This window comes from Variovorax sp. 10N412 (assembly GCF_056394985.1).
Window position 1 is genome coordinate 154,387 of record NZ_JBFTIO010000010.1, and the last position, 18,109, is coordinate 172,495.

The 18,109-nt window shown below is 68.9% G+C and carries 15 protein-coding genes; 3 read left to right on the plus strand and 12 right to left on the minus strand.

Going from position 1 to position 18,109, the window contains the following annotated elements; all coding sequences use genetic code 11:
* Positions 1-57 precede the first annotated feature (57 nt).
* The 12 genes from AC1DJH_RS22450 to AC1DJH_RS22505 form a co-directional block, all read right to left on the minus strand.
* A complete protein-coding gene (locus tag AC1DJH_RS22450) occupies positions 58-3,894 on the minus strand; it encodes a molybdopterin cofactor-binding domain-containing protein (RefSeq protein ID WP_478187217.1) in 3,837 nt (1,278 codons plus the stop codon).
* Positions 3,891-4,472 (minus strand): (2Fe-2S)-binding protein, encoded by a 582-nt coding sequence (locus AC1DJH_RS22455; protein ID WP_472114258.1) that lies wholly within the window; start codon positions 4,470-4,472, stop codon positions 3,891-3,893. The genes AC1DJH_RS22450 and AC1DJH_RS22455 overlap by 4 nt, the downstream gene beginning before the upstream one ends.
* Positions 4,450-5,610 (minus strand): ABC transporter substrate-binding protein, encoded by a 1,161-nt coding sequence (locus AC1DJH_RS22460; RefSeq protein WP_478187218.1) that lies wholly within the window; start codon positions 5,608-5,610, stop codon positions 4,450-4,452. The genes AC1DJH_RS22455 and AC1DJH_RS22460 overlap by 23 nt, the downstream gene beginning before the upstream one ends.
* Positions 5,611-5,666: 56 nt before the next feature.
* Positions 5,667-6,392 carry a bifunctional nicotinamidase/pyrazinamidase gene (gene pncA / locus AC1DJH_RS22465; RefSeq protein WP_478187219.1) on the minus strand — a complete coding sequence of 242 codons (726 nt, stop codon included), beginning with the start codon at positions 6,390-6,392 and terminating at the stop codon, positions 5,667-5,669.
* Positions 6,393-6,419: 27 nt separating this feature from the next.
* Entirely contained in the window at positions 6,420-7,154 is a 735-nt protein-coding gene (locus AC1DJH_RS22470; protein WP_435488130.1) for an ABC transporter ATP-binding protein, read from the minus strand.
* A complete protein-coding gene (locus AC1DJH_RS22475; protein WP_478187220.1) occupies positions 7,151-7,990 on the minus strand; it encodes an ABC transporter ATP-binding protein in 840 nt (279 codons plus the stop codon). Before AC1DJH_RS22475 ends, AC1DJH_RS22470 begins: the two co-directional genes overlap by 4 nt.
* A complete protein-coding gene (locus AC1DJH_RS22480; protein ID WP_478187221.1) occupies positions 7,987-9,918 on the minus strand; it encodes an ABC transporter permease in 1,932 nt (643 codons plus the stop codon). The genes AC1DJH_RS22475 and AC1DJH_RS22480 overlap by 4 nt, the downstream gene beginning before the upstream one ends.
* 24 nt (positions 9,919-9,942) lie before the next feature.
* The gene (locus AC1DJH_RS22485) at positions 9,943-11,148 is read right to left on the minus strand and encodes an ABC transporter substrate-binding protein (protein ID WP_472114272.1); all 1,206 of its coding nucleotides are present in this window, start codon (positions 11,146-11,148) and stop codon (positions 9,943-9,945) included.
* A gap of 80 nt (positions 11,149-11,228) precedes the next feature.
* Entirely contained in the window at positions 11,229-11,813 is a 585-nt protein-coding gene (locus tag AC1DJH_RS22490) for an amino acid synthesis family protein (protein ID WP_478187222.1), read from the minus strand.
* Positions 11,814-11,847: 34 nt separating this feature from the next.
* A complete protein-coding gene (locus tag AC1DJH_RS22495) occupies positions 11,848-12,489 on the minus strand; it encodes an amino acid synthesis family protein (RefSeq protein ID WP_472114278.1) in 642 nt (213 codons plus the stop codon).
* Between the two features lie 21 nt (positions 12,490-12,510).
* Positions 12,511-13,428, minus strand: a complete 918-nt coding sequence (locus AC1DJH_RS22500) for a UPF0280 family protein (RefSeq protein WP_472114280.1) — start codon at positions 13,426-13,428, stop codon at positions 12,511-12,513.
* A 2-nt stretch (positions 13,429-13,430) separates the two neighbouring features.
* A complete protein-coding gene (locus tag AC1DJH_RS22505; RefSeq protein ID WP_478187223.1) occupies positions 13,431-15,053 on the minus strand; it encodes a 6-hydroxynicotinate reductase in 1,623 nt (540 codons plus the stop codon).
* Positions 15,054-15,378: 325 nt separating this feature from the next.
* Here AC1DJH_RS22505 and AC1DJH_RS22510 point away from each other — a divergent pair, with 325 nt between their 5' ends.
* The 3 genes from AC1DJH_RS22510 to AC1DJH_RS22520 are packed head-to-tail and all read left to right on the plus strand — an operon-like array spanning position 15,379 to position 18,102.
* Entirely contained in the window at positions 15,379-16,152 is a 774-nt protein-coding gene (locus tag AC1DJH_RS22510) for a ferredoxin--NADP reductase (RefSeq protein ID WP_042576926.1), read from the plus strand.
* A 19-nt stretch (positions 16,153-16,171) separates the two neighbouring features.
* Entirely contained in the window at positions 16,172-16,957 is a 786-nt protein-coding gene (locus AC1DJH_RS22515; protein ID WP_478187224.1) for a TetR/AcrR family transcriptional regulator, read from the plus strand.
* Complete coding sequence (locus tag AC1DJH_RS22520; protein WP_478187225.1) at positions 16,903-18,102, plus strand: amidohydrolase family protein; 1,200 nt, start codon at positions 16,903-16,905, stop codon at positions 18,100-18,102. The genes AC1DJH_RS22515 and AC1DJH_RS22520 overlap by 55 nt, the downstream gene beginning before the upstream one ends.
* The last annotated feature ends 7 nt before the right edge of the window (positions 18,103-18,109 follow it).

Genomic DNA, 18,109 nt, shown 5'->3' on the forward strand with positions numbered 1-18,109 from the left:
GGGGATGGCCTTCGCCAGCGCTTCTTCTTGCTGCCCGTACCCCCGTCAGTGCCCCGGTCAGTGCCCGGGAGTGGCCCGCACGCGCGCCACCTCGGCCGGCAGGTTCTGCCAGGCCGGCTCCTGCGGCGCGAAGCGCGCGCGCATGTAGCCGGCCAGCTCGGCGATCTGCCGGTCGTCGAGCGCCTCGCGGAACGCCGGCATGAAGCCGATGTCGCGCGTCGCGGGCTCGCGCACGCCGTCGAGGATGGTGCGCAGCAGGTTGTCGGGTTTCGCGCTCGTGAGGTTGCTGTTGAGCGCGAGCGGCGTGTTCACGCCCAGCAACGTGGGACCGTTGCCGTCGTGATGGCAGGACGCGCAGGCGCTGTCGAACATGCGCTGCGCGGGGCCGAGCAGCTGGCCTTGCGTGCGTGCGGCGTTGTCCACCACTTGCTGCGCCACGGCCTTCGGGTCGGCGGCCGGTGCGGGGTTGAACGAACCGAGGTACGTGGCCATGGCGCGCACGTCTTCGTCGGGCACCTGTTGCAGCTCGCGCACCACCTCGGCCATCGGCCCGCCGGCCATGCCATGGCCTGGCGCGTGGCCGTGGCGCAGGTAGCGGTACAGCGCGTCGGTGTCCCACGGCACGGCGGCCAACGACCGCTGCGTGAGCGCCGGCGCCTCCCAGCCGTCGACCATCGCACCCGACAGGAACGCGCTGCCGCCCTGCTCCGCACCCAGGGCATTGCGCGGCGTGTGGCAGGCGCCGCAATGGCCCAGGCCGTTGACGAGGTAGGCCCCGCGGTTCCACTCGGCGCTTTGCGTGGCCACGGGCTGCATCGGCGCGGGGTCGTGGAACAGCGCGTTCCAGCCGGCCATCAAGGGCCGCATGCTGAACGGGAACTTGAGCTCGGACTTGGGCGTTTCCGCGCGCACCGCGGGCATCGACATGAAGTACGCGTAGAGCGCCTGCAGGTCGTCGTCGCTGGTCTTGGCAAAAGCCGTGTAGGGGAAGGCGGGGTACAGGAAGTGCCCGTCGCGCGAGACGCCTTCGCGCATCGCGCGCTGGAAGGCGCTGAACGACCAGCGGCCCAGGCCCGTGTCGGCGTCCGGCGTGAGGTTGGTGGTGTAGAGCGTGCCGAAGGGCGTGTCCATCGCACGGCCGCCGGCGTTGACGGTGCCGCCGGGCGCGGTGTGGCACACGGCGCAATCGCCCGCCGCGGCGAGCACGCGGCCGCGCTCGATGGTGGACTGGCTGTAGACCGGCGCGGTGAGCGACACGGGCGCGATGGCGGAGCGCCAGCCGAGCAGGCCGGCGATGACGCCGATGCCGCCGACGACGAGTGCAGCGCCCGTGGCCCATACGCCCTTGCGCCGTGGCCAAGGTGCATTGCTCCTTCCCCCGCTGGGGGAAGGCCGGGATGGGGGCACGGCGGCGTCACCATTCGAGCGCCGCAGGCCCCCGCCCCCTCCCTCGCCCGGAGGTGGAGGGAGCAAGCCCCGGTTCAGCTCCGCCAGCACCGTCTCGGGCGTGAACGGCGGCGAGCGGAACCGCACCCCCGTCGCATCGAAAATGGCGTTCGCAATGGCTGCCGTGCCCGGCACCGACGACGACTCGCCCGCCCCCAGAGAAGGCTCGCCGGGCCGGGGCATGTGCATCACCTCGATCACCGGCACTTCGCGGAAATTGATGATCGGGTAGCTGCCCCACTCGCGGCTCGCGACCACGCCCGAGGGCAGCACGCCCGGCAACTGCACGCCGCCTTCCGCTTGCTGCTGCGGCTGCTGCGGCGCGAACTGCACCCGCTCCTTCAACGCCCGGCTCGTGGTCTGGATCACGTTGCCGTGGATCTGGTGCTCGACCCCCGCCGGGTTGATCATCAACCCCGCGTCGTGCCCCACCACCACGCGGCGCACATGCACCTCGCCGGTCTTGCGGTTGACCTCCACGTCGGCCACCCACGCGGCCCACGCCGCGCCGAAACCCGGCCACTTGCTGTGGATGTAGCGCGCATAGGCAAAGCCCTGGCCGAAGAGGATGTCGCCGCCCTCGCCCAGCCCGCCGTCCGCGTGCTCCTGCGGCCCGGTGCGCATGCGCCAGCCGGCCTTCTGCGCCGTGGCCTGCACCAGTTCGACCGCGCGCGGGTCCTGCAGGTAGCGCAGGCGGAACTGCACCGGGTCCACGCCCGCGGCCGTGGCGAGCTCGTCGATGTACGACTCGTGCGCGAACGAGCTCGGCAGCGCCGACACGCCGCGCAGCCACGAGGCGCGCACGATCGGCGCCATGTCGTTCACCTTCACGCGCAGGTTGTCGTAGCTGTAGGGCGGGCGCGCGGTGCGGTCGCCCATCTCGTAGGCCTGCGCCACCGGCTCGATGGTGCGCGTGAGCAGCAGCGCCAGCGTGGGGGCGCCGTTCGACGGGTACGAGGTCTCGAAGTCGTAGGCGGCGACGCGGCCGTCGGCCGTCAGGCCGCCGTCGATCTCCATGAGCTGCGCGGCGCCCTTGGGCTCCCAGGCATGTTCCTGTTCGCGCGTGAGCTGCACGCGCACCGGCGCGCCGACCGCGCGCGCGAGCAGCGCCGCGTCGGCGGCCACGTCGTCGGCACCGTTGCGGCCGTAGCAGCCCGCGGCCTCCATGCGGACCACGTCGACCTGCACGTCTTGCACGCCCATGAGCTTGGCGAGGTCGGCGCGCAGCACGTGCGGGTTCTGCGAGCCGGCCCAGCAACGAAGGACGATGCCCCCGCTCTCCCCCGCTGCGTGTGGGTCGCTGCCCCCCGGGGGGGCCGCGTTCCGCCTTGGGAGCGGCCCGGCGGCTGAACCCATGCCGCTGCCGTCGTCGGGCAGCCACTCGGCCAGCGCGCACGACGGGCCGATGGACGCATGCATCTGGTACGGCCAAACATACGTGCGCTGCATCGGCCGGGCGGCCGAGGCGATCGCGCCATCGACATCGCCCTCGTCGACCAGAAGGCGCTGCGTCGAGGGGTTGTCGCGCAGGGCCTGCGCCACGTCGCTCAGGTCGGGCATGCCGGGCCACGGCTTCCAGGTGACGCGCAGTTCGCGCAGCGCCTGCTCGGCGTGCTCCTCGCGCTCGGCCACGATGCCGACGAAGTCGCGGATGACGACCACGGCGCGGATGCCGGGGATGTGCGCGATGGACGACGCGTCCACCGCTTCGAGCGTGTTGCCGATGAACTCGCCGTGGTCCGCGCCCGCGTACGGCGGACGCACCACGCGCCCGTGCAGCATGCCGGGCACGCGCATGTCGTGCACGAAGACGAGCTCGCCGGCGAGCTTGGCCGGAATGTCCACGCGCGCCTGCCGCGTGCCGACCACGCGGTAGTCGGCCGGGTCCTTCGGTGTCGCCGTCGGGTCGAGCCGCAGCACGGTGCGCTGGCCGGCCACGAGCTCGCCATGGCTGACCTGGCGGTCCGGCGCTTCGGTGACGCGCACCACGCCGTTGCGCACCTGCAGTGCCTCGGCGGCCACGCCGAGCCGCTCGGCCGCGCGCGCGAGCAGCCAGGCACGCGCCTGCGCGGCGGCCAGGCGCAACGGCTGCGCATGGATCTGGATCGACGCGCTCGCGATGGTCGCGCCCTGGTTGGGCGCGCGCGCGGTGTCGCCGAGCATCACGCGCACGCAGGGCATGCCGAGGTCGAGCTCCTCGGCCACGATCTGCCCGAGCGCGGTCTGGATGCCGGTGCCCAGGTCGACGTGGCCGTTGAGCGCGGAGACGCTGGCGTCGTCCCACACGGCGAGCAGCACCTCGTCGCCCTCGATGGGGTTGCCTGCGATCAGCGCGGGCTGGCCCTTGGCGGGCGGCGGCGCAGGCGGGGCCTCGCGCACAACGAGCAGCACGCCGTCGGCCGACAGGAATTCGGCGCGGGTTTGCGGCAGATCGGCGCGGCGGGTCATGGGTTGGAAGGGGCGCGCATGCGCACCGCCGCGCGCTGCACCGCATCGAGAATTTCGATGTGCGTTCCGCAGCGGCACAGGTTGCCCGACAGCTCGGCGCGGATGCGCGCCTCGCTCGCGTCCGGTTCGCGCGCCAGCAAGGCCGCTGCCTGCATGACCATGCCGTTCAGGCAGTAGCCGCATTGCGCGGCCTGCGCGTCTTCGAACGCGGCCTGCACCGGGTGCCAGGCGCCGCGCCGCGCCGCCGGTCCGCCCCAAGGCGCGGCAGCCCCCTCGGGGGGCAGCGAGGACACGAAAGTGCCGAGCGTGGGGGTCGCATCCCCCAGCCCTTCGAGCGTGGTGATCGCGCGGCCCGCCACGCCGTGCGCGGGAATCACGCAGGCGCGCGCCGCCACGCCGTCGACGTGCACCGTGCACGCGCCGCACTGCCCCAGCCCGCAGCCGTACTTGGGGCCGTTCAGCCCCAGGTCGTTGCGCAGCAGGTGCAGCAGCGAGGCCTCGCGCGGCACGCCCGGCAACGAACAGGCCCGGCCGTTGACCCGCAGCTGCAGCGGCTCAGCGCCGCAACTGGCCGTCACGGGTGTACATCTCCAGGTCCACGAAGGTCGAGCCGTTGTGGTTCTTCGCGCTGTACTCGACGGGAAAGTCGCCCAGGCGCGTGCTGCCGATGCTCTCGAGCCCGGCGATGAAGCTGTCGTGCGTGAGCGCCTTGCCCGCGCGGCGCAAGCCCTCGACCATCACGCGCGCCACGATGTAGCCCTCCAGCGCGGTGTAGCTGTCGATCTTTTCGCCGAACTCCGCGCGGTCGCGCTGGTAGTCGGCCACGATGGGCACGCGCAGCGCCTGGGGCGGCGGCACGATGCTGGCCGTGACCAGGCCTGCGAGCTTGCCGTCGAGCCGCTTGGCGGAACCGGCCGCGTCGGTGATGCCGACCGAGAGCGTGTAAAGCGGCGCACCGCCCGCGCTCGCGCGGTAGTCGCGCATGAACACCTCGACCATGCGCCCGGCCATGATCATCACGACCGCGCCGGGCTTGGCTTGCGCCAGGCCGGCGACCACGGTCTTCGCGTCTTCGGCCGCAATGGCCAGCGGGAAGGTCTTGAGCACCTTCACCTTGTAGTCGGCCGCGAGCTCCTCGCAGGTGACGAGGTTCGACTTGCCGAAGGCGCTGTCCTGGTAGACCACCGCGATCGACTGGATGCCGATGGTCGACAGGTGGCTGATGATCTTGCGCAGCTCCAGGTCGTAGCCCGCGCGCACGTGGAACAGGTAGCGGTTGGTCTTGGTGCGGAACGAGCTGGTGCCCACCAGCGGCGCGAACATCGGCACCCCGGCCTTTTCGGCCAGCGGCATCGCGGCCGCGAGGTTGCCGGTGGCCACATAGCCGGTGAGCGCGAAGACCTTGTCCTCGTCGATCAGCTTCGCGGTGTTGACGGCCGTCTTCGCGGGGTCGTAGGCATCGTCGTAGGTGATGAGTTCGATCTTGCGGCCGTTCACGCCGCCCGCCTTGTTGACCCGGTCGAAGTACAGCTTGATGCCGGCGCGGTAGTCCACGCCGAAGTCCTTGGCCGGCCCGCTGAACACGGCCGACTGGCCGATGCGGATGGTGGTGTCGCTCACGCCGTTGTCCGCGCGGGCCGTGCGCAGGAGGCCGGGGCCGAGGGCCAGGGCTGCGCTGCCCGCCAGCATGGCGCGCCTTGAGATCGAGAGCTTCATGCGTCGGGGGGTCTCGCAGTGGGGTTGGTGGTGCGGGAGGTCGCGAGCGGCTGCGCTCAGGCGACCTGGATGTCGGCGGACTGGATGCGCTTGACGCCCTTGGCCGCCATCTGCTTCCAGGCCGCGGCCAGCGAGCCGTTGAGGTCGATGCCGCGCGTGGCGTCTTCGATCACGTAGGCGTCGAAACCGGCCTTGCGCGCGTCCATGGCGGTCCAGGCCACGCAGAAGTCGGTGGCCAGGCCGGTGACGAACACCGTCTTGATGCCGCGCGCCTTCAGGTAGCCGGCGAGGCCCGTGGCCGTCTTGTGGTCGGCTTCCTCGAAGGCCGAGTAGCTGTCCATGTCCTTGTGGAAGCCCTTGCGGATGACGAGTTGCGCGGTCGGCACCTTCAGCTCCTTGCCGAGCGCGGCGTCGTCCGTGCCCTGCACGCAGTGGTCGGGCCACAGCACCTGCGTGCCGTAGCTGAGCTTGGTGGTCTCGAAGGGCTTCTTGCCGCTGTAGGTGCTGGCGAAGGACGCATGGCCCGCCGTGTGCCAGTCTTGCGTGACCACGATGTTCTCGAATGCCGGCGCCAGCGCGTTGATGACCGGAATGACCTCGTTGCCGCCCTTCACCGCCAGCGTGCCGCCGTCGAGGAAGCAGTTCTGCACGTCGACCACGATCAGCGCCGCCTTGGCGCCGGGCTTGACCTTGCCGGCGGCGAAGGCGTTGAAACCGAAACTGCCGAGGCCGCTGGCCAACCCGAGGGCGGCGGCGGATTTCACGAGGGTTCTGCGATGCATGGCGTGGACTCCGGGGTTGAAGAAAACTCAGACGCTGAGGTAGGCGCGGCGTACTTCGTCGTTGGCCGCGAGCTCGGCCATGGTGGCCTGGTAGCGGATCTGCCCCTTCTCGAGCACATAGGCCCGGTCGGACACCAGTTCGGCGAAGTGCATGTTCTGCTCCGACAGCAGGATGCTCACGCCCTGCGACTTGAGCTCGAGGATCATGTTGGCCATCTGCTCGACGATCACCGGGGCCACGCCCTCGGAAGGTTCGTCGAGCAGCACCAGGTACGGGTTGCCCATCAGCGTGCGCGCCACGGTCAGCATCTGCTGTTCGCCGCCGCTCATGCGTCCGCCCGGACGGTTGGGCATTTCGCCGAGGTTGGGGAACAGCTTGTACAGGCGCTCGGGCGTCCACAGCGGCGCGTCGGTGCCGTCGGCCCAGCGGCGCGCGGGCTGCTTGCCCACCTCGAGGTTCTCGGTCACGGTGAGGTCGGTGAACACGCGACGGTCTTCGGGCACGAAGCCCAGGCCCAGCCGCGCGGCCACGTGCGGCTCGCTTCTGGAGATGTCGTGGCCCAGGAAGCGTACCGCGCCGCGGCGCTTGGCCAGCATGCCGATCAGCGTCTTCAGCGTGGTCGACTTGCCCGCGCCGTTGCGCCCCATCAGCGCGACCACTTCGCCGCGCCGCACTTCGAGATCGACGTCGTACAGGATCTGCGCGGCGCCATACCAGGCGCACACCGACTTCGCTTCAAGCAACAGTTCTGCGCCGCTCATGCGGTTTCTCCCAGGGCAGCCGACACGGCCGCGGCCTTCTCGGCGATTTTTTCGAATGTCTTGCCGCTGCCGAAGTACACCTCCTGCACCTTCGGATGGTCGCGGATTTCCAGCGGCTTGCCCTGCGCGATGAGGCGTCCGCGCGCCAGCACGATCATGCGGTCGGCGTACGCGAACACCACGTCCATGCTGTGCTCGGTGAACAGCACGGCCAGGCCGCGCTGGATGACCAGGTCTTTGGTCAGCGCCATGAGCGAGTTGCGCTCCTTGGGCGCCATGCCGGCGGTGGGCTCGTCCATCAGCAGCAGCTTCGGGCTGTTGGCCATGGCGATGGCCAGCTCCACGCGCTTGACGTCGCCGTAGGCCAGCTCGCTGCAGGGGCGGTCGGCCTGGGCCTTCATGCCCACCTGGTCGAGCAGCACCAGCGCCTCGTCGCGCTTGTGGTCCGCCGCGCGGCGCCACATGGAGAACAGCTTGCCGTCGTGCGAGAGCATGGCCATCTGCACGTTCTCGACCACGGTGAGCGAGGCGAAGGTCTCGGCAATCTGGAAGGTGCGGCCCACGCCCATGCGCCAGATGGCGCGCGGCTTCTGGCCCACGAGCTCGTGGCCGTCGAACACGATGGAGCCCTGGTCGGCCTTGAGCTGGCCGTTGACCATGTTGAAGGTGGTGGACTTGCCGGCGCCGTTGGGGCCGATGAGGGCAAGCAGTTCGCCGGCATGCAGCTCGAAGCTGATGCCGTCGACGGCTTTCACGCCGCCGAAGGACTTGCCCAGGTTCTCGACCTTGAGCAGGGGCGCGGTCGGGGTGGTGGTGGAAGTGTGCGGGGTGCTCATGCCTTGGCCTCCTTCACCTCAGCGGCGGCAGGCGCATCGGCCTTGCCGCGACGCATCAGCTTGTCGGTCAGTTGCTTGGCGAAACCTGCAATGCCCTGCGGGAACAGCAGCACCAGGATCAGGATGATGGCGCCGAGCGTCGCGCGCCAGTAGTCGGTGTTGCGCGCCACGGTGTCGTGCAGCCAGCTGAAGGTGACGGCGCCCACCACCGGTCCGGCCAGCGTCTGGATGCCGCCCAGCAGCACCATCACGAGGCCGTCGACCGACTTGTCCACGCTCAGGCTCTCGGGCGAGATGCTGCCCTTGGAGAAGGCGTAGAGCGCACCGGCCAGGCCGGCCGCGGTGCCCGCGATGACGAAGGCCGTCCACTGCATGCGCTTGACGTCGATGCCGATGGCGTCGGCGCGCAGCACCGAGTCGCGGCCCGCGCGCAGCGCGTAGCCGAAGGGCGAGAACAGCACGCGGCGCAGCATCAGGATGCCCGCGGCCACGAGCACCAGCGTGAGCCAGTAATACATGCGCTTGTCCGACAGCCACTCCGAGGGCCACACGCCCGTGAGGCCGTTGCTGCCGCCGGTGAACGAGTCCCACTGGTAGACGACGGCCCAGGTGATCTGCGCGAAGGCCAGCGTGAGCATGGCCAGGTACACGCCCGACAGCCGCACCGCGAACCAGCCGTAGACCAGCGCGCCCGCGGCCGCCACCAGCGGCGCCACGACGAGCGCGGCCTCCATCGGCAGGCCGCTCGCGCGCACCAGCAGCGCGGCGCCATAGGCTCCCAGCCCGAAGTACGCGGCATGCCCGAACGAGTGCATGCCGGCCGGGCCCATGATGAAGTGCAGGCTGGCGGCGAACAGCGCGGCGATGAGCAGGTCGATCATCAGCACCGTGGTGTAGGGCGAATCGGCGGTGAGCAGCGGCATGGCCATGAGCACCGCGCCGAGCGCGGCGACCAGCCACAGGTAGCCCTTGCTCGCGCGGCGCAGCGGCTCCTCGGCCATGCCCACGTAGCGGCTGGGTGCCTGCGGACGGCCGAACAGGCCCCACGGGCGCCACACCAGCACCACGGCCATCACGATGAAGTCGACCACCAGCGTGAGCTTGGAGAACGACACGCTGTAGCCGAAGATGTCGACCACGTCGAGCCAGATGCACACGGCCTTGATCTCGGACAGCAGCAGGGCCGCCGCATAGGCGCCCGGAATCGAGCCCATGCCGCCCACCACCACCACCACGAAGGCCGCGCCGATGGTGTTGAGGTCCATGGCCAGCGTGGCCGGTTCGCGCGGCAGCTGCAGCGCGCCGCCCAGGCCCGCGAGCATGGCGCCCAGCGCGAACACGGCCGTGAAGAGCCAGGCCTGGTTGACGCCCAGCGCGCTGACCATCTCGCGGTCTTGCGTGGCGGCGCGCACCAGCGTGCCCCAGCGGGTGCGCGTGAGCAGCAGCCACATGAGGCCGAGCACGACCGGGCCGACGACGATCAGGAACAGGTCGTAGGTCGGGAACTGCCGCCCCAGGATTTCGACCGAGCCCGACAGGCCCGGCGCGCGCGGGCCGAGCAGTTCGTCGGGCCCCCATAGATAGAGCACCGCGTCCTTGATGACGAGCACGAGTGCGAAGGTGGCCAGCAGCTGGAACAGCTCCGGCGATTTGTAGATGCGGCGCAGCAGCACCATCTCGATCAGCGCGCCCAGCACGCCGACCGCGACGGCCGCGATCACCAGCGCCGACCAGAAGCCGACGCCCCCGCCGAGCTTCTCGGCCAGCGTGTAGGCGACATAGATGCCGACCATGAAGAAGGAGCCATGCGCAAAGTTGACGATGCGCGTGACGCCGAAGATCAACGAAAGGCCGGCCCCCACGAGGAACAGCGACGAAGCCGACGACAGCCCGGTGAGGAACTGCAGCAGCAGGGACGAGAGGCTCATGGGTGCAAGCGTTCCGGAAAAGGGTCAGTCTGCGGCGCGCGACTTCTTGACGTCGGCGGCGGTGGGCTGGAACTTGGCGCCGTCGAAGTAGGTGTAGTCGACCATCACACCCTTGCCGTTGTCGTTCTTCGTCTTGCCGACGAAGGCGCCCATGGTGGACTGGTGGTCTTCGGCGCGGTAGCTGATCTTGCCGAACGGCGTGTCGACCTGCAGGCCCTTGAAGGCGGCCACGAGCTTGGGCGTTTCGGTGCCCTTGGCCTTGGCGATGCCGGCCGCGACCGACTTGATCATGCTGTAGCCGACCACCGAGCCCAGGCGCGGATAGTCCTTGTACTTCTCGTGGTACGCGAGGAAGAAGGCCTTGTGCTCGGGCGTCTGGATGCCGTACCAGGGGTAGCCGGTCACGATCCAGCCGTTGGGCGTTTCGTCCTTCAGCGGGTCCAGGTACTCGGGCTCGCCGGTCAGCACGCTGACGACCGCGCGGTCCTTGAAGAGACCGCGGGTGTTGCCTTCGCGCACGAACTTGGACAGGTCGGCACCGAACAGCACGTTGAAGATGGCGTCGGGCTTGGCGTCGGCCAGGGCTTGCGCCACGGCGCCCGCGTCGACCTTGCCCAGCGGCGGTGCCTGCTCGGCGACGAACTCGACGTCGGGCTGCGCGGCCTTCAGCAGCGACTTGAACGCGGCCACGGCCGACTGGCCGTATTCGTAGTTCGGGTACACGACGGCCCAGCGCTTCTTCTTGAGCTTGACGGCCTCGGGCACGAGCATGGCGGCCTGCATGTAGGTGCCGGGGCGCAGGCGGAAGGTGTATTCGTTGCCGCCCTGCCAGGTCATCTTGTCGGTGAGCGGTTCGCCGGCCAGGAAGAAGATTTTCTTCTGCTTGGCGAAGTCGGCCACGGCCAGGCCGGTGTTCGACAGGAAGGTGCCGGTCAGCACGTCGATCTTCTCGCGCGCCACCAGTTCTTCGGCCACGCGCACGGCGTCACCGGGGTTGGCGTTGTCGTCGCGCGTGATGAGCTCGACCTTCCTGCCGTTGACGCCGCCCTTGGCGTTGATTTCTTCGACGGCCAGCTCCATGCCCTTCTTGTAGGGCTCCAGGAAGGCAGGCTGCGACTTGTAGCTGTTGACCTCGCCGATCTTGATCACGCCCTGCGCATGCGCGGGAACGAGAGCGGTGGTCAGCGTGGCGAGGGCCGCGGCGCTGAAGACGTGACGCAATGGGTTCATGGGGAAACTCCTTGGGATCGAAAGAGAAAGGGGAAACGGCGTGAAGGGTGGCGAGAAGATGGAAGCGAGATAACGGCGGCTCAGCGCAGGCCGTCTTCGCCCTTGATGTCGCTGGCCTGCAGTCCGCCGATGCGCGGCAGAGGACGGCCGCTGTCGGTGACGGCGACGGCGACCACGATTTCGTTGGCGCGCGGCGCGTCGGACACGCGGGCCTCGATGGCGTCGAAGTGGCTGCGCACGAATGCGGCGTCTTTATGGCCCAGGGGCACGTCGATGGCGGTGCCCAGCGTGCCCTGCTTCTTGGCCGAAGGCACGAGCGCCGCACCCTTCTCGACCGCCACGCGCAGCGGCGCGCCGAGCTTGGGATGCAGGATGGCGGCGGCGTGTTCGAGCTCGCCGCGCTCGCCGACGATGGCGGCCTTGCCGTAGCTCTGCACCTGGCCGGGCTCGATGCCCAGCGCCTTCACCGCCTTCTGCCCGAGCAGCGCGCCGAGCTCCTCGCCGATGGCGATGAGTTCGTCGAGGTTCTCGCTGTAGCGCCCGGCGTAGGGGTTCTCGATGACGGCGATGGCAACGGCGCGGCGCGTGGGCGGCGACACGTCGCGGCCCATTTCCTTGCGGATTTCGTCGACCTGGATGACGAGCTTGCGGATGTTGGCGGTCATGTTCTGTGTGTTCCTTGTCTTGTCTCTGTACGGGTCAGCGCAGGCCGTCCCACTTGCTGATGTCCTTGGCCAGCAGCCCACCGACGCGTGCGTGGACGCGGTAGCCGGTGCTCATCGCGAGGATGAAGACGATCTCGTCCGCGGCCGGCGCACCGGGCACGCGCACCTCGATGGCGTCGAACTGGCCGCGCACGTAGCTGGCGTTGATGTTGGTCAGCGGCACGTCGAGCGTGGCACCGGGCGCACCAACCTTCTTGGTCGACGGCACGATGGAAAGCGCATTGCCGGGCTGCCCCGTCTTGGCTTCGGCCTTGCCCGCGGTGTACGCGGCGCGATCGCCCTTCCAGCCGAGCAGCTCGCGCATGGCGTAGCCGCCGGGCACGTGCCACAGCGCGCCGTGCTCGAGTTCGCCGTCGGCGCCGACGATGGCGCCCTTGCCGTAGGTGGCGATCTGCTCGAGCTGCACGTCCATGGCGGCGTGCAGCCGGTGCGCCATGTCGACGCCCACGGGGTCGAGCAAGGCCATCATGGGCAGGATGTCGGCCTCGTAGCGGCCGGCGAAGGGATTGGTCAGCACCGCGCCGATGGCACCGCGCACCAGCGGCGTGTCGGCACGCGGACCGAACTCGTGGTGGATGTGCTCGACATGGGTGAAGACGCGACGTATTTCGATCATGAAAAAGAACCTTGCTTTTCGTTAAGCAAATACTGAACCAACTGTCTTTGGCAGCTCTGCCTTGAGCGCCTTGGAGCATAAGGGCTCGACAAGTCGCCACTGCCCCTGGCAAACGAGCAGAGCGGCCCACACGAGCCCGCCTTTTTGCAGGACCTTGGCGCAGACCACGCCCGTATCGAGTGCGTCGCGCACCTGCGCGGGGGCCAGCGCGGGCACATCGACGGTCACCAGGGTGTCGCCGAGGTCGCTGTTGTCCTTGCATGCGCTCGCGGGGCGGCGCGCGATGGCCGGGTCGTCCACGTCGACGGCGTTGGCGATCACGGTGGCGGCCGCGTCGGCCTGCGCCGCGGTGGGGGCCAGCACCGTCACGCTGTCGGCGATGCCCAGCGAGAAGCTGCGCCCGCGCCAGCCGCTGGTGGCCACGCCGCGCACCGGTTGGTCCGCCTGCAGTTCGAACTGGCCGTCGGTGGTGAGGATGCCGCCGGCGTCCCCGACGTGGTCGCGCCAGTCGAAGCGAGCGAGGTCGGAAAACACGCCCACGCGCGCCGACTGGCCGGGCGCGAGGTGCAGCGCGATGTCGCCGCCGTTGTTGATCCAGGCGCGCTCGATGCCGGGACGCTGGTAGAAGGCAATGAGCTCCTGCGCCACCGACCCGGCCACGGCCGCCATCGGCGTGATGAAGGTCGGCGAGAACGCGGCGCAGGCGTCCCACATGCGGCGTGCGACCACGCTGCGCGGGCGCAACCTGTCTGTGACGGGCAGGCGCAGCAGCGGCAGCTCGCGCACCAGTTCGTCGAGCACGTGGCCAAAGCGCGCCCACGCCGCGTCGTGCGCGGCCGCGACGGCGTACGGGTCGCCATGCGCCTCGGCCACGATGTCGATCGGGCCGTGGTTGAAGTGCCAGCGGTTCTTGTCGAGCGCCGTGCGTTGGGCAGACATGATCAGCCCAGCATGGGGGCGTGGCCGAGCGGCCACGGGTTGGCATCGTCCATCGCGAGCCATTGGCGTGCGAGCGGCGCGCCGTCTTCCTGCCACGCACCGCGTGCGAGCGCCTGCTCGAGCGGGAAGATGTGTTCCATGTGGCCGCCGAGCGCCTCATAGTCGTCGCGCCGCATGCTGAACTCGATGGGCGCCACGATGGCCGGCGTGGGCACGGTGCCGAAGCTGTTGTCGGGCATGCGCATGACGTCGGCCATCACGGTGATGCCGCCGCCGGGCCACACATAGGCCGGTGCGCCGCCGCACGTCACGTTGACCAGCGCGCGCTTGATGGCGCGCGTCAGCAGCACCGGGTTCTCGGTGACGCCCGCGCGCAGGCTGCCGCCCGCACCACCGAGGAACAGCACGGTGCACAGCGATGGTTCGCAGTTCTCGCCGATGCGCTCGACGATGCGCTTCACTTCGACCGGCATGGGTTGTTCGACCGGCTGGAGCGCCTCGTCGAGCACGTACCACTGCGCGTGCTCGCCGGTGGTCGATGTCATGAGCAGCCGCAAGCCCGGGCGCGCAACGCCCTCTTCCCAGCCTTCGATGATCGACAGCGGATCGGCGATGTCGGTGCCGCCCCAGCCGTTGCCCGGGTTGGCCACCTGGAAGTAGCGCCCCGGCGTCGACTTGCGCCCCAGCATCTGGATGCCCGAGGGCGCCATGTCGAGGCAGCGGCCGGCCTGGTGCTCGGTGAGCACGCCGGTGATGTGGTCGTCGACCACCACCACCTCGTCGGCCACGCCCGCGAACTGGCGCGCGAAGATGCCGACCGCGGCCGAGCCGCAGCCCACGCGCATGCGCTGCTCTTCCACGCCGTTGACGACGGGCGCCTTGCCGGCCTGGATGACAAGGGTGGAGCCGCCGTCGATGGTGCACTCCACCGCCTTCTTGTTGCCCAGCAGCTGCATCAGCTCGGCCGTCATGCGGCCCTCTTTCTTGCTGCCGCCGGTGAGGTGGTGCACGCCGCCGAGCGACAGCATCTGCGAGCCGTACTCGGCCGTGGTGACATGGCCCACCACTTCGCCGCGGTAGCGCACGTTGGCCTGCTCGGAGCCGAGGAAGCGGTCGGTGTCGATCTTCACCTTGAAGCTGCAGTAGCTGAAGATGCCTTCGGTGACGACGGTGACCATGTCCACACCCTGCGCCTTGGAGGCCACGATGAAGGGCGCGGGCTTGTAGTCGGGATACGTGGTGGACGAGCCCACGCCGGTGACGAAGACCTCGTCGGCGTGCAGCAGGTCGCCGTTCCAGTCGGGGTCGGCGGCGGCCGCATCCGCATCCGCGGCTTCGACGCCGGAACGATTGAAGGGCACCAGCGCCGGCGCTTCGCCTTGCACGGTGCGCCGCAGCAGCACCACGGGATCGACGCGCACCAGCACGCCCTCCTTGTTGGCGTAGCGGTCGCACGCGCCGGTGCGCCCGTCGGAAATCTGGCACAGCACCGGGCAGGCGTTGCACTCGACCTTGGCCGTGCTCATGCGCTCGTTGCGCAGCGGCGCCTTGCCGAAGGCGCCGGCTTCGGCCGGCACGGGCATGTCCATGCCGGGGAGGCCATCTGTCTTGGTGTGTTCTGTCATCGGGGCGATCTCGTGGGGCGTGTCGGGCATGTGTGAACGACGAATCGGGTGCACGGATCGTTGCAACAAACGTGCCGTCTGCCCGCTTGTGCGGCGACTTCCGTTTGTGTAGCATTCCCTACACTTTCATGTTGCGTTCACTACATTCGCGATCAATGTAGCAAACGGGCCCGATGCTTGCAATGGTGTTTTCTCGCGGTATCCATCGGGGTTTTTCCGACCAACGACAATGGAGGGTTCGGAGCCGGCCGACTGTTTTCGCCCCAAGGGCGTGCACGTCGGCTCAGCCAACCTCCCTTGTTTCCAACCAACTCTTGAGTTCCGTATGAGTGCATTCAGCGAAGAACGCGTCCTCAGCGTCCACCACTGGACCGACCGCCTGTTCACCTTCACCACCACGCGCGACCCGGCCTTGCGCTTCTCGAACGGTCATTTCACGATGATCGGCCTGAAGGTCAACAACAAGCCCCTGCTGCGCGCGTACAGCATCGTGAGCCCGAACTACGAGGAGCACCTCGAGTTCCTGAGCATCAAGGTCGAGGACGGCCCGCTCACCTCGAAGCTGCAGCACATCCAGGTGGGCGACACCATCATCGTGGGCCGCAAGCCCACCGGCACGCTGCTGATCGACTACACGCTGCCGGCCAAGCGCCTGTACCTGTTCGGCACCGGCACCGGCCTCGCACCGTTCATGAGCATCATCCGCGACCCGGACACCTACGAGAAGTTCGAACAGGTCATCCTGGTGCACGGCGTGCGCCAGGTCGACGAGCTGGCCTACCACGACCTCGTGACCGACCACCTGCCCAAGCACGAGATCCTGGGCGAGATGATCGAAAAGCAACTGCTGTACTACCCCACGGTCACGCGCGAGGAGTTCCGCAACCAGGGCCGCATCACCGACCTGATCGAGAGCAACAAGCTCACCGACGACCTGGGCCTGCCCCCGCTCAATGTCGAGGAAGACCGCGTCATGCTGTGCGGCAGCCCCGGCCTGCTGGTCGACCTGAAGCACATCCTGGAGAAGCGCGGCTTCAAGGAAGGCAACACGAGCACGCCGGGCGACTTCGTGGTCGAGCGCGCCTTCGCCGAGAAATAAGCAGGACCTCGCGCGCCCGATGGCCGACAGCCGCTCCGCACCCAAGACCAAGCCCCAGCGCCGCACCGGCGTGCGCGAGGCGGCGGCCCAGGCCACGCGCGACAGCATCCTGAAATCGGCGACCAAGGTGTTCGCCAAGTACGGCTTCGACGGCGGCAGCGTGGAGAAGATCTCCAAGGCCGCCAAGTCGTACGACCGCATGATCTATTACTACTTCGGCAGCAAGGAAGGCCTGTTCATTGCGGTGCTCGAAGGCATCTACAAGCGCATGGACGACGCCGAGGCGGCGATTGCGCTCGACGCCACGCGCCCGGTGGAGGCGCTCACCGAAGTCATCCGCTTCGTGCTGGGCTACTACCGCAAGAACCCCGAGTTCGTCACGCTGCTGAACACCGAGAACCTGCACAAGGGCCGGCACATTTCGAAGTCGCTGCGCGCACGCGAGTATTCGTCGCGCGCGGTGGCCATCCTTGCGGAAATCCTGGCCAGCGGCGCCGCCCAGGGCCTGTTCCGCAAGGACCTGGTGGCGCGCGACATCTACCTGCTGATCGCGTCCACGGGTTATTTCTACACCTCGAACCGTCACACGCTCACCGCCTTCCTCGGCGAGCCGATGGAGTCGCCGGAAGCCGTCACGCACTGGGAAGACTTCGTGATCGAGACGCTGCTGCGCACCGTGCGCGCAGACGAGCAGCTGCAAGAGCCGCAAGACAACAACACCACTCCCCCACCCCACGAGGACACATCGAAATGGCAGAAATCGCAGCCGGCGGCAAGTCGGGCAAGGTCGTCATCAAGAACATAGGGCTGCTGCTCTCGGGCGACATCGACAAGCCCATCCTCGACGCAGACACCATCGTGGTGAACGACGGCCTGATCGTGGCGGTCGGCAAGGAAAAGGACTGCGACCTCGAAGGCGCGCAGACCGTCATCGATGCGCGCAAGACCTGCGTGGCGCCAGGCCTGATCGACAGCCACGTGCACCCGGTGTTCGGCGACTGGACGCCGCGCCAGGGCCAGATCGGCTGGATCGACTCGACCATGCACGGCGGCGTGACGACCATGATTTCGGCCGGCGAGGTGCACCTGCCCGGCCGACCGAAAGACATCGTCGGCCTGAAGGCGCTGGCCATCACCGCGCAGCGCGCCTTCGACAACTTCCGCCCCGGCGGCGTGAAGGTGCTGGCGGGCGCGCCCGTCATCGAGAAGGGCATGGTCGAGAGCGACTTCAAGGAACTCGCCGAAGCCGGCGTGGGCCTGCTGGGCGAAGTGGGCCTGGGTTCGGTCAAGGCCGGCTACGAGGCCAAGGAGATGGTGGCGTGGGCGCGCAAGTACGGCATCCAGAGCACCATCCACACGGGCGGCCCGTCGATTCCGGGCTCGGGCCTGATCGACAAGGACGTGGTGCTGGAGGCCGACGCCGACATCATCGGCCACATCAACGGCGGCCACACCTCGCTGCCCGAGGCGCATGTGTGCGAGCTGTGCGAGAAGAGCACGCGCGCCATCGAGATCGTGCACAACGGCAACGAGAAGGTGGCCATTGCCGCGGCCAAGGCGGCGCTGGAACTGAAGTGCCCGCACCGCGTGATCCTGGGCACCGACGGGCCCGCGGGCTCGGGCGTGCAGCCGCTGGGCATCCTGCGCATGGTGGCGATGCTGTCGTCCATCGCGAACATCCCGGCCGAGCTGGTGTTCTGCTTTGCCACCGGCAACACGGCACGCATCCGCAAGCTGAACTGCGGGCTGATCGAGGTGGGCCGCGACGCCGACTTCGTCTTCATGGACCGTGCGCAGCATTCGCCCGCGCCGGGCCTGCTCGAAAGCGTGCAGCTGGGCGACATTCCGGGCGTGGGCATGGTGATGATCGACGGCATCGTGCGCTCGGGCCGCAGCCGCAACACGCCGCCCGCGACAGAGATTCCGGTGGTGGTTTCAGGCGCGCACTAAGCGCCCT

Excerpts from the sequence above, each read along its gene's own strand:
- AC1DJH_RS22450 (WP_478187217.1), bottom strand. The coding sequence starts at position 3,894 with ATGACCCGCCGCGCCGATCTGCCGCAAACCCGCGCCGAATTCCTGTCG.
- AC1DJH_RS22460 (WP_478187218.1), bottom strand. The coding sequence starts at position 5,610 with ATGAAGCTCTCGATCTCAAGGCGCGCCATGCTGGCGGGCAGCGCAGCC.
- pncA (WP_478187219.1), bottom strand. The coding sequence starts at position 6,392 with ATGCATCGCAGAACCCTCGTGAAATCCGCCGCCGCCCTCGGGTTGGCC.
- AC1DJH_RS22470 (WP_435488130.1), bottom strand. The coding sequence starts at position 7,154 with ATGAGCGGCGCAGAACTGTTGCTTGAAGCGAAGTCGGTGTGCGCCTGG.
- AC1DJH_RS22475 (WP_478187220.1), bottom strand. The coding sequence starts at position 7,990 with ATGAGCACCCCGCACACTTCCACCACCACCCCGACCGCGCCCCTGCTC.
- AC1DJH_RS22480 (WP_478187221.1), bottom strand. The coding sequence starts at position 9,918 with ATGAGCCTCTCGTCCCTGCTGCTGCAGTTCCTCACCGGGCTGTCGTCG.
- AC1DJH_RS22485 (WP_472114272.1), bottom strand. The coding sequence starts at position 11,148 with ATGAACCCATTGCGTCACGTCTTCAGCGCCGCGGCCCTCGCCACGCTG.
- AC1DJH_RS22490 (WP_478187222.1), bottom strand. The coding sequence starts at position 11,813 with ATGACCGCCAACATCCGCAAGCTCGTCATCCAGGTCGACGAAATCCGC.
- AC1DJH_RS22495 (WP_472114278.1), bottom strand. The coding sequence starts at position 12,489 with ATGATCGAAATACGTCGCGTCTTCACCCATGTCGAGCACATCCACCAC.
- AC1DJH_RS22500 (WP_472114280.1), bottom strand. The coding sequence starts at position 13,428 with ATGTCTGCCCAACGCACGGCGCTCGACAAGAACCGCTGGCACTTCAAC.
- AC1DJH_RS22505 (WP_478187223.1), bottom strand. The coding sequence starts at position 15,053 with ATGACAGAACACACCAAGACAGATGGCCTCCCCGGCATGGACATGCCC.
- AC1DJH_RS22510 (WP_042576926.1), top strand. The coding sequence starts at position 15,379 with ATGAGTGCATTCAGCGAAGAACGCGTCCTCAGCGTCCACCACTGGACC.
- AC1DJH_RS22515 (WP_478187224.1), top strand. The coding sequence starts at position 16,172 with ATGGCCGACAGCCGCTCCGCACCCAAGACCAAGCCCCAGCGCCGCACC.
- AC1DJH_RS22520 (WP_478187225.1), top strand. The coding sequence starts at position 16,903 with ATGGCAGAAATCGCAGCCGGCGGCAAGTCGGGCAAGGTCGTCATCAAG.